The organism is Rhodanobacter sp. FW021-MT20, assembly GCF_041107475.1.
Taxonomy (GTDB): Bacteria; Pseudomonadota; Gammaproteobacteria; order Xanthomonadales; family Rhodanobacteraceae; genus Rhodanobacter_A; species Rhodanobacter_A glycinis.
Genome location: NZ_JBGBPX010000025.1, coordinates 41,587 through 49,540, shown reverse-complemented (window position 1 = coordinate 49,540; position 7,954 = coordinate 41,587). Strand labels below are relative to the sequence as shown.

The window sequence follows — 7,954 nt, the reverse complement described above, 5'->3', positions numbered from 1 at the left end:
GCCGAAAAACCCGTGGACGCATGCGGCTCAACAGGTGGTCGGGTAAAGGTCAACCACACGAATCGAGAGAGAGCCCACTTTTATAGAAACGGTCTTGCTGGCATGGGAATGCTGGCTGGGTTTGCTATTGGAACTACCGCAGTAGTGGCTTTAATGACTACACCTGAAACAGGAGGTGCGTCCGATTTGGCTGCTGAAAACGTTATCAAATGGTTAATAACTGAGGCGCCTGAACCCTACGCTACCGCCTCCATTGTAGGCGGTAGCCGTGGTGCCGCAATAGGTGGAATACTCGGCGGAGTTGGTGGCGCCATGTTAGACAGCCCCAATGTTGGCGGCAAATCGTGTGAGTGTAAATGATAAATAATGGCGAGCATAGACATGAAACTTTTCGGACAGAATTCCTATAAAACCAGATCGTCAGCCTTGATCAGGATTCTTGTGGTTTCACAATTATTTATGGCCACTCCAATGTTTTTATTTTTTATAGTCACTCAAGTATTTCGCCAACAACTAACTACTACATCAGCAATTTACGCAGCCTTCACCTGTGCTTCGATTGGGGTTGTTTTTGCATCATTATTCTGGCTCATCTTTCTATTGCCATTAATGGGGGTTGCGGCAACGAAAAAAAGGTGGCGTCATAGCCTAAAGAAGTAATTATATTATTTTCTAATTGGTGGCATTAAAGAGCGCAAAAAACGGTTCCAGGTTCACTTGCGGTCGTTTGAATCGTGTTCGGTCAACCGGTCTTCTGTGCGGAACGGGGGGCTCAGCTCAAAGCGAGTGACCGTTTCTGGCTGATTCCTATCCGTGACGGACGGACAGTAAGCCATCAATCGTGATCGCGGCAGCATGCTGACCGCAGTTTGCTCGAACGGTGATGATGTTCGACGGAATGTGCACTTGCTGCGCTTCCTGTGAAAACGGCCCGCATGGCGGGCCGTTTTCAATTCAGTGGTGCGTATCGCTTACGCCTTGCCGTGGAACAGCTCGCGGCCGATCAGCATGCGGCGGATCTCGTTAGTGCCGGCGCCGATCTCGTACAGCTTTGCATCGCGCAGCAGGCGGCCGGCGGGGAATTCGTTGATGTAGCCGTTGCCGCCCAGCGACTGGATCGCCTCCAGCGCCACTTTCACCGCATTGGTCGAGGCGTTGAGCAGGCAGGCGGCCGGGTCCACGCGCGACTTCACGCCGTTGTCGAACTGCTGCGCCACCATGTAGGCGAAGCCGCGCGAGCTCTGCAGTGCGGTATACATGTCGGCCACCTTGGCCTGCATGATCTCGAAGGTGCCGATCGGTGCGTTGAACTGCTTGCGCTCGCGCACGTAGGGCAGGGTGAGGTCCATCGCCGACTGCATCAGGCCGATCGGGCCGCCGGAGAGCACCAGCCGCTCGGTATCCAGGCCGCTCATCAGCACGCGCACGCCTTCGTTCACTTCGCCGACGATGTTCTCGGCGGGGATCTCGCAATCCTCGAACACCAGCTCGCAGGTGTTGGAACCGCGCATGCCCAGTTTGTCCAGCTTCTGCGCGGTGCTGAAGCCCTTCATGCCCTTTTCGACGATGAAGGCGGTCATGCAGCGGCTGCCGGCGGCACGCGGCGCGGTGCGCATGTAGACCAGCAGCACGTCGGCGTCGGGGCCGTTGGTGATCCACATCTTGGTGCCGTTGGCGACCCACACGTCGCCCTTCTTCTCGGCCTTGCAGCTCATCGAGCCGACCACGTCGGAACCGGCGCCCGGCTCGCTCATGGCCAGCGCGCCGATGTATTCGCCCGAGCACAGCTTGGGGATGTATTTCTTGCGCTGCGCTTCGTTGCCGTTGTGGAAGATGTTGTTGACGCACAGGTTGGAATGCGCGCCGTAGGACAGGCCCACCGAACCGGAGGCGCGGGAGATTTCCTCCATCGCCACCATGTGCGCGAGATAGCCCATGCCGGTGCCGCCGTACTCGGTCGGAATGGTCATGCCGAGCAGGCCCATCTCGCCGAATTTCTTCCATAGGTCGGCCGGGAACAGGTTGTCGTGATCGATCTGGGTCGCGCGCGGGGCAATCTCCTTTTCCGCGAAGGCGTGCACGGTGTCGCGCAGCAGGTCGATGTCTTCTCCGAGCGGGAACGGGCGCATCACGAACTCCTTGGGGACTTAGCCGGGCAATGGTAACCGAGTGGCGCCGGCTTGCCCTGACGCGCCGCACCAGTGCGATGGCCGTCGTCGGTTGTGGCATGGCAGGCCCGGGGTTGGTGTAGGAGCGCACCCTGTGCGCGAATGCTCTAATGCCGGTCCTCGGCGAAAAGCATTCGCGCACAGGGTGCGCTCCTACGGTAGCACCGGGATCAATGCACCTTGACGAGCTTCGCCATCAGGTCCACGTCGGACATCGTCAGCACAGCCCGCCATTCACCGCCAGCACCTGGCGGGTGATGTAGCCGGCGTCGGGGCCGAGCAGGAATTGCACGGCGGCGGCGACTTCCTCCGGCGTGCCCATGCGTTGTGCGGGGATGGCCTTGAGGATTTCCTCGACCGGCACGTCCTCGTCCAGCATGTCGGTGTCGATCAGCCCCGGCGCCACGCAGTTCACCGTGATCTTGCGCTTGGCCAGTTCCACCGCCAGCGCCTTGGCGGCGCCGATCACGCCGGCCTTGGAGGCGCTGTAGTTGACCTGGCCGCGGTTGCCGATCAGGCCCGAGACGGAGGCGATGCAGACGATGCGGCCCGGCTGGCGGCGACGGATCATCGGCATCACCAGCGGGTGCAGCACGTTGTAGAAGCCGTCGAGATTGGTGCGCAGCACACTGTCCCAGTCGTCGTCGGACAAGGCCGGGAAGGCGCCATCGCGGGTCAGCCCGGCATTGCAGACCACTCCGTAGGGTGCGCCGTGTTCGGCCACGTCAGCTTCCAGTGCGGCGCGACAGGCGGCGCGATCGGAAATGTCGAATTGCAGGATGCGTGCGTGGCGGCCCAGCGCTTCGATTTCAGCGGCGACGGCTTCGGCCTCGTCACGGCGCGAACGGCAATGCAGCACTAGGTCGTAGCCGGTTTGCGCCAGTCGCACGGCGATGGCGCGGCCGATGCCGCGGCTGGAGCCGGTGACCAGGATGGTGTCCGTCATGTGGGTTCTCCCGCGGAGGCCGTGAAAAACACCTCCGCGTCGGTTGGGCTGAAAACGTTGAGCAAGGCCTCGGCGCTGCCGATGGCCGATTCGATGTGGCAGGCGAACACGGCCATGCCGCTGTCGTCGTGGAAACTGCGTGTTGCTTCCACGCGCAATTCGGTGCCTGGCGGAAAGCTGTCCACGTCGCAGCGATAGTGCCGGGTGCCCAGCAGAAAGCCCAGGCGCACCGGTTGCCGTTCCTGCCGGGCCTGGTGGCCGGCCCAGGCGGCGACGGCCTGGGCCATCAGTTCCACGCCGGCCCAGGCGGGCAAGCCGTTGGCATCTTCGAACAGGCCTTCGCTGCGTACGCGGCGACGGCAGGCGATGCATTCGTCCCCGGCTTCGACCACGCCGTCGAGCAGGATCATCTCGCCGGCGTGTGGCAGCAGTTCGGCGATCGGTCGCGCTGTCATCGCGGGTCCCCGAGAATCAGGCAGGCATTGTTGCCGCCGAAGGCGAAGGAATTGCTCATCAAACGGCACGGGCGGCTGGCCGGTAGATGCTCGCCGACGCGGACGAAGCACAGCGGAGGCAGTTCCGGATCGGCTGCGCCATCCCATGCCTGTGGTGGCAGGCGGCGTGCGATGCGGTCGTCGGTCAGGCTCAGCCAGCAGAACGCCGCTTCCAGCGCGCCGGCGGCGGCCAGCGTGTGGCCGGTGAGCGACTTGGTCGATGCGCACGGCACGCCATCGGCGAACACCTCGGCCACCGCGCGGCTTTCCATGCAGTCGTTGTGTTCGGTGGCGGTGCCGTGCAGGTTGAGGTAGTCGATCTGCGCCGGTTGCAGCCCGGCATCGGCCAGTGCAGCACGCATCGCCTGCATCGCGCCGCGACCATCCGGATCGGGCGCCGACATGTGGTGGGCATCCGAACTGGCGCCACTGCCCAGCAGCTGTACCGGACCGCGCTCGCGGGTCATCAGGAACAGTGCGGCGGCCTCGCCGATATTGATGCCGTGGCGATGCCGCGAGAACGGATTGCAGCGCGCCGGGTCCAGCGCTTCCAGCGCATGGAAGCCGTTGATCGGCAGCCGCGCCAGCGTGTCCACGCCGCCGCATAGCACGGCATCGCAGACGCCGGCCTGCAACAGTCGTTGCGCGCTGATCAGCGCGCGTGCGCCGGAGGTGCAGGCGGTGGAGATGACGTAGCAGGGACCGGCCAGCCCCAGCCATTCGGCGAGACATTCGGCCGGGCCAGCCAGTTCCTGGTGGGCGTATCGATATTCAGACGGCCATGTGCCATCGCGACGCCAGGCGGCGAGGCCATCGGTGGCTTCCTCGATACCGCCGGTGCTGGTGCCGAGCACGATGCCGATGCGCTCGCTGCCGTAGTGTGCGATGGCGGTGCGAATATCGCCCTCGATCTCCATCGCGGCGGCCAGCAGCAGGCGATTGCAGCGGTTGTCGCGGCTGGCCGCCAGGGATTCGGGCATGGCCGGCAACGGCGTGCGCACCGCACCGAGTGACGGCGCATGGCCGGGAATCCAGCCGGACTCGGGTTGCAGGCAGCGATCGTCGCCGGCAAACAACGCCTCGGCCACCGCGGCCTTGCCGCTGCCGAGCGTGCAGGTCACGCCAAGTGCGTTGAGGTAGGCGTGGCTCATGCGCGTTCCATCGGTTTGCGCGCGGCCACGTTCACCAGGGTTTCCTCGCGCTGGCCCGGCGGTGGCGGCGCTCGCAGCCCCCAGCGTTCAAGCAGGCCGAAATCCTTCGAACGGCTCCACCACAGATAGGGCAGCGAAACGTGGGCGTCATCGAACACGAAACCCTGTGTGCGCAGCATGGCGAGATAGCCGTCGGCACTTTTCTGCACGTGCATCGGGTGACGAAAGAACCAGCGGATCACCCACGTGTCGATATACGCCTTGGTCGATTCGGCGAACAGCAGCCGGCCGCCGGGTTTCAACACGCGCCAGAACTCGGCCAGCGCCTGTTCCTGTTCCACCAGGTGATGGAACGTCTGGTGGCAGAACACGATGTCCACGCTGGCATCAGGCAACTCGATGCGGGCGCAGTCGGCAACGTGCAGCTCCACGTCGATGCCCTCGCGCTGCGCTTCGATGCGCGACAACTCGACGCTGTGCGGGTCGGCATCCAGCCCGATCAATCGGCGGGGCGCGAAGGCCTCACGCAGCAGCCGGAACGAGCGCCCCTGGCCGCAACCGACGTCAAGCAGCACGCCGCCTTGCGGCAGCGAGTCGCCGATCAGGCGCTTGAGGTCATTGATCGCCACGCGCAGCACATGGTGCTGCCAGGTGTGGGTGGCGAGGAAGCGGAAACCGATGCGGGTTTCCTCGACGTAGGTAGGGCTGGCGTAGGTCATGGTCAATAGGTTCTTTGTTCGTCATTCCTGCGCAAGCAGGAATCCAGTGTCTTTTGTTCAATGGCTCGGAGGCACTGGATCCCAGCTTGCGCTGGGATGACGAGCAGAATCCGGATGCTAGGAGCGGTCATGAGCGCTCACTTGTTCATGTGCTCGGTCAGCATGACCAATGGAAATACTTTGCTCCACGGCATCAATAAAAATCTGCGGCGAAACCAGCTGCATCTCGCCATCGGTCAAGCACACGGCCACCTGCACGGTGCTGGCGCGGGTCATGCGCTCGCCGCTGGCGGCATCGCTGACGAGGTAGTGGACCTTCAGCCGGTTCTGCCATTCCACCAGCTCGGCGCGCACGCGCAGGCGCTGGCCGAAACGAGCCGGGCGCACGTAGCGCAACTGCACGTCGATCACCGGCCAGACGTAGCCGGCGGCCTTCATCTGCGTGTAGTTGTGACCGATCTGGTCGAGCAGCGCGCAGCGCGCCACTTCCAGGTATTTCACGTAGTGACCATGCCAGACCACGTCCATTGAATCGACGTCGTAGAACGGCACCACGATTTCGCTGTCAACGTGCATCACGCCGCGGCTACGCATCGGTTTCTCCCTGATGGATGGATGGCCAGTAGGCGTAGAAATTGAACCATTGTTGCGGCGCCAGCAGGCATAGCTGGGCGAGGCGGTCGGCGTAGCGTTGCGTCCATTGGGCAATGGTTTGCTCACGTCGCCCGCGCTCCCACGTCGGCAAGTCGAGGAATGGCTCCAGCCGGATCTGGTAGCGGCCATCGATCTTCAGGCAGCACATCAGGTTCACCGGGCAGCGCAGTAGGCCGGCCATCAGCCACGGACCTTGCGGAAACGGCGCGACATGGCCGAGGAAATCCACGTTGACACGACGGCCATCGTTGAGCGGCACGCGGTCGCCGGCAATCGCCAGCCATTCGCCGCGGTCCAGCCGTTGCGACAGGTCGAGCATCAGCGCCGCGTCCATCTCGCTGACCTGCAGCATGCGCAGCTGGCGATCACCGGCCTCACTCTGCAACTGGTTGAAATGGGCGACGTGACGGTTGTGCACCAGCACGTTCAGCGGTACCTGTTCTCCCATCTCCGCCAGCGCGCGGCAGACGTCGAGGTTGCCCAGGTGGGTGCAGACCAGAATCTGTCCGCGTCCGCCATGCAGGCATTGGCGCAGCTGGTCGCGCACGCCGGCCGGGTCGTGCAGCTCGACCTGCGCCGGGCCGAGCCGCCCATGCCACACGTCGAGGCGATCAAGCAGGCTCTCGCCGAAAGCCATGAACTGGCCGAACACGCGGCGCGTGGTGGGGCGCAGTTCGTCGCGTCCACTCCAGTCGGCGAGGTAGGTCTGGTACTGGCGTATGTTGCGCCGCGCGCGACGGCCGAACACGAAGAAGTACAGCACGATCAGGTACAGCACCGGCGTCATCGGGCGTCGGCCGAGGTGGCGCAACGCCAGCGCGGTGAGTTTCATCAGGGCGAAGCTGCCGCGCTCCTTCTGTGCGGCCCAATGCGGCTCCTGCACGCCTGCGTCGCTCATGCCGCCGGCTCCACGCGCAGGCGGCCGGACGAGCAATGCGCACCGTCGATCCGATAGGCGAAGTGCAGCTTGCCGCGCGTGGCGTCCAGTCGCAGTTCCAGTTCCACCTCGTCGCCCGGGCGCAACAGGCGCTGGAATTTCAGCGCCTCCATCTCGCGGCAGCGCGGAGTGATGCCCAGTCGCGGCGCCGCCAGCGCCAGCGCCCATTGCACCTGCAGTACGCCGGGCAACACCGGGGCACCGGGAAAGTGCCCGGCAAAATGCGCCAGCTCCGGCGGCAGGCGCAGGCGCAGCGTCCAGACGCCATCGATTTCGCGTTCGTCGAGCAACTCGGCGGTGCGCGGCGCATTCATGCGTAGCGCTTCCGCATGCGCTGGCGCAGCAGCCATTCGCCGACAAACAGCACGGCCATGATGAAGTACACGATCAGGCCGTTGTACAGCGTCCACCACTTCAGCGGCGCCCACAGCGTGAGCGCCGCCGACATCAGTCCGTTGAACACGAAGAAGCCTACCCACACCCAGGTGACCTTGCGCGTGTAAGGCACGGCCTCCGGGGGCAGGTCGGGTTCACGCAGGCGCGCTATTCGCTCGACGAGAGGCGGCCCGAAGACCAGGCTCAGGCCAAACGTGGCGAGCAGGAACACACTGATCAGGGTGGGATACCAGCGCAGCAATTGCTCCTCGCCGCTCACGGCCAGCAGCACGCAATACGCCAACGCCACGGCGACCATCCAGCGTCCGCCGGGCTCGCGCAGCAGTGTCGGTGCGCGGATCAGCCAGATCGCGCCCAGCACCAGCGCGAATACCGGCGGCGCCACCTTTTCCATGCCGTAGTAGACGACGAACGGATACAGCACGCCGGCCAGCGGCAGCAGCAGGCGGGTCAACTTGGGTCGCGGCGATCCGTTCGGCATGGTGTTCA

General features: G+C 64.0%; 10 protein-coding genes. 1 reads left to right on the top strand and 9 read right to left on the bottom strand.

Features of this window, described 5'->3' with window-relative positions:
* Positions 1 to 360 (top strand): hypothetical protein (locus AB7849_RS18180; RefSeq protein WP_369501493.1); only part of this gene is annotated, 360 nt, incomplete at its 5' end.
* A gap of 611 nt (positions 361 to 971) precedes the next feature.
* Here the strand turns inward: AB7849_RS18180 and AB7849_RS18175 are convergent.
* The 9 genes from AB7849_RS18175 to AB7849_RS18135 all read right to left on the bottom strand — a co-directional run bounded on the left by AB7849_RS18175 (position 972) and on the right by AB7849_RS18135 (position 7,946).
* Positions 972 to 2,129, bottom strand: a complete 1,158-nt coding sequence (locus AB7849_RS18175; RefSeq protein WP_147626808.1) for an isovaleryl-CoA dehydrogenase — start codon at positions 2,127 to 2,129, stop codon at positions 972 to 974.
* Positions 2,130 to 2,385: 256 nt separating this feature from the next.
* Entirely contained in the window at positions 2,386 to 3,114 is a 729-nt protein-coding gene (fabG, locus tag AB7849_RS18170) for a 3-oxoacyl-ACP reductase FabG (protein ID WP_008209185.1), read from the bottom strand.
* The gene (locus AB7849_RS18165; protein WP_008209183.1) at positions 3,111 to 3,569 is read right to left on the bottom strand and encodes an ApeP family dehydratase; all 459 of its coding nucleotides are present in this window, start codon (positions 3,567 to 3,569) and stop codon (positions 3,111 to 3,113) included. The genes fabG and AB7849_RS18165 overlap by 4 nt, the downstream gene beginning before the upstream one ends.
* Positions 3,566 to 4,759 (bottom strand): beta-ketoacyl-[acyl-carrier-protein] synthase family protein, encoded by a 1,194-nt coding sequence (locus AB7849_RS18160; protein ID WP_369501492.1) that lies wholly within the window; start codon positions 4,757 to 4,759, stop codon positions 3,566 to 3,568. The genes AB7849_RS18165 and AB7849_RS18160 overlap by 4 nt, the downstream gene beginning before the upstream one ends.
* On the bottom strand, positions 4,756 to 5,478 hold the full coding sequence (locus AB7849_RS18155) for a class I SAM-dependent methyltransferase (RefSeq protein ID WP_008209179.1): 723 nt from the start codon (positions 5,476 to 5,478) through the stop codon (positions 4,756 to 4,758). Before AB7849_RS18155 ends, AB7849_RS18160 begins: the two co-directional genes overlap by 4 nt.
* 117 nt (positions 5,479 to 5,595) lie before the next feature.
* Positions 5,596 to 6,072 carry an acyl-CoA thioesterase gene (locus tag AB7849_RS18150; protein WP_008209177.1) on the bottom strand — a complete coding sequence of 159 codons (477 nt, stop codon included), beginning with the start codon at positions 6,070 to 6,072 and terminating at the stop codon, positions 5,596 to 5,598.
* On the bottom strand, positions 6,065 to 7,030 hold the full coding sequence (locus AB7849_RS18145; RefSeq protein WP_008209174.1) for an LpxL/LpxP family acyltransferase: 966 nt from the start codon (positions 7,028 to 7,030) through the stop codon (positions 6,065 to 6,067). The genes AB7849_RS18150 and AB7849_RS18145 overlap by 8 nt, the downstream gene beginning before the upstream one ends.
* Entirely contained in the window at positions 7,027 to 7,383 is a 357-nt protein-coding gene (locus AB7849_RS18140) for a 3-hydroxyacyl-ACP dehydratase FabZ family protein (RefSeq protein WP_008209171.1), read from the bottom strand. The genes AB7849_RS18145 and AB7849_RS18140 overlap by 4 nt, the downstream gene beginning before the upstream one ends.
* On the bottom strand, positions 7,380 to 7,946 hold the full coding sequence (locus tag AB7849_RS18135) for a membrane protein (protein ID WP_008209168.1): 567 nt from the start codon (positions 7,944 to 7,946) through the stop codon (positions 7,380 to 7,382). Before AB7849_RS18135 ends, AB7849_RS18140 begins: the two co-directional genes overlap by 4 nt.
* Positions 7,947 to 7,954: the final 8 nt, after the last annotated feature.